13 tRNA genes and 1 rRNA gene are annotated in these 1,608 nt (G+C 51.5%); all 14 read right to left on the reverse strand.

Annotation, left to right across the window (positions count from 1 at the left end):
* Positions 1-28: 28 nt before the first annotated feature.
* Positions 29-100 (reverse strand) — tRNA-Gln (locus ASD40_RS27460).
* Positions 101-111: 11 nt separating this feature from the next.
* Positions 112-193 (reverse strand) — tRNA-Tyr (locus tag ASD40_RS27465).
* Positions 194-270: 77 nt separating this feature from the next.
* A tRNA-Thr gene (locus ASD40_RS27470) sits at positions 271-346 on the reverse strand.
* An 18-nt stretch (positions 347-364) separates the two neighbouring features.
* A tRNA-Asp gene (locus tag ASD40_RS27475) sits at positions 365-441 on the reverse strand.
* 31 nt (positions 442-472) lie between these two features.
* Positions 473-549, reverse strand: a tRNA-Met gene (locus ASD40_RS27480).
* 24 nt (positions 550-573) lie between these two features.
* Positions 574-649, reverse strand: a tRNA-Val gene (locus ASD40_RS27485).
* Positions 650-818: 169 nt separating this feature from the next.
* Positions 819-893 (reverse strand) — tRNA-Glu (locus ASD40_RS27490).
* 20 nt (positions 894-913) lie between these two features.
* A tRNA-Ser gene (locus ASD40_RS27495) sits at positions 914-1,002 on the reverse strand.
* An 11-nt stretch (positions 1,003-1,013) separates the two neighbouring features.
* Positions 1,014-1,087 (reverse strand) — tRNA-Met (locus ASD40_RS27500).
* A 27-nt stretch (positions 1,088-1,114) separates the two neighbouring features.
* Positions 1,115-1,202, reverse strand: a tRNA-Ser gene (locus ASD40_RS27505).
* Positions 1,203-1,207: 5 nt separating this feature from the next.
* Positions 1,208-1,283: transfer RNA gene (locus ASD40_RS27510), tRNA-Asn, on the reverse strand.
* 3 nt (positions 1,284-1,286) lie between these two features.
* Positions 1,287-1,362: transfer RNA gene (locus ASD40_RS27515), tRNA-Ala, on the reverse strand.
* Between the two features lie 15 nt (positions 1,363-1,377).
* Positions 1,378-1,454: transfer RNA gene (locus tag ASD40_RS27520), tRNA-Ile, on the reverse strand.
* 54 nt (positions 1,455-1,508) lie between these two features.
* Positions 1,509-1,608 (reverse strand): 5S ribosomal RNA (gene rrf, locus ASD40_RS27525); the annotation flags it as partial.

Genomic DNA, 1,608 nt, shown 5'->3' on the forward strand with positions numbered 1-1,608 from the left:
CAACTGAGCTAATGACTCAAGTGAAGAACTGGGGATCAAGGATTTGAACCTTGGCATGACGGAGTCAAAGTCCGTTGCCTTACCGCTTGGCTAATCCCCAATGGTTTGGAATGGAGGCTGATGGATTCGAACCACCGAACTCGAAGAGAGCAGATTTACAGTCTGCCGTGTTTAGCCACTTCACTAAGCCTCCACATTTAAAACCTTACCGTGCCCCGGAAAAGTAATAGACGTTGCTACAAAGCTTTGCATCACTTTTTTTGGGAATTATGGTGCCGTCGAGAGGACTTGAACCCCCAACCTACTGATTACAAGTCAGTTGCTCTACCAGTTGAGCTACAACGGCATATTCATTTTGAAAAAATGGCGGAGCTGACGGGATTCGAACCCGCGGTCTCCTGCGTGACAGGCAGGCATGTTAGGCCACTACACCACAGCTCCACACTAAGTAAAACAACTCTCAGAAAGAGTTTGGTTGCGGGGGCAGGATTTGAACCTGCGGCCTTCGGGTTATGAGCCCGACGAGCTACCGGGCTGCTCCACCCCGCGATATGACTAGCGTAATACAAAATATGGTGGAGGCTGACGGGATCGAACCGCCGACCCTCTGCTTGTAAGGCAGATGCTCTCCCAGCTGAGCTAAGCCTCCATAATAGGAATGAAGAATTGGGGTCCACGCAAAGTAATGTCTAAACTCTTATCGTAGTCATGCCAAGAAGTATGACCGCAAATTAAGGTAAGTTTAGACGCCGAACGAGTTAGCACTCGTTGCGGACGGAATATGCTTCGTCAGCTATACGTCACTTTGTGGGGATTATTGGTGACCCGTAGGGGACTCGAACCCCTGTTACCTCCGTGAAAGGGAGGTGTCTTAACCACTTGACCAACGGGCCAAACTTAAAAAATTTACCGACGGAGAGAGAGGGATTCGAACCCTCGCACCACTTACGCAGTCTAACCCCTTAGCAGAGGGTCCCCTTATAGCCACTTGGGTATCTCTCCAATTTATCTAGTAGCGGCAGAGGGGCTCGAACCCCCGACCTTACGGGTATGAACCGTACGCTCTAGCCAGCTGAGCTACGCCGCCATATTGTCTTTCCTTTATCTAAAGAAACGGAGAAGGAGGGATTCGAACCCTCGAGACGCTTGTGACGCCTACACGATTTCCAATCGTGCTCCTTCGGCCGCTCGGACACTTCTCCAAAAGTGGCTCCCCGAACAGGACTCGAACCTGTGACAACTCGATTAACAGTCGAGTGCTCTACCAACTGAGCTATCAGGGAATATGGTGGAGCCAAGCGGGATCGAACCGCTGACCTCCTGCTTGCAAGGCAGGCGCTCTCCCAGCTGAGCTATGGCCCCATAAATTTAATTAAATGGTGGGCCCTAGTGGACTCGAACCACCGACCTCACCCTTATCAGGGGTGCGCTCTAACCAGCTGAGCTAAGGGCCCTAATGTGTAAACCGTTTACGGGCTGGCAAAAAAAATACCCACTAGGGGTATTCTGCTTGGCAACGTTCTACTCTCCCAGAACCCTGCGGTTCAAGTACCATCGACGCTGGAGGGCTTAACGGTCGTGTTCGAGATGGGAACGCGTGGGTCCCCT

It is taken from the genome of Paenibacillus sp. Root444D2, assembly GCF_001426375.1.
In the GTDB taxonomy this organism is placed as follows: Bacteria; Bacillota; Bacilli; order Paenibacillales; family NBRC-103111; genus Paenibacillus_E.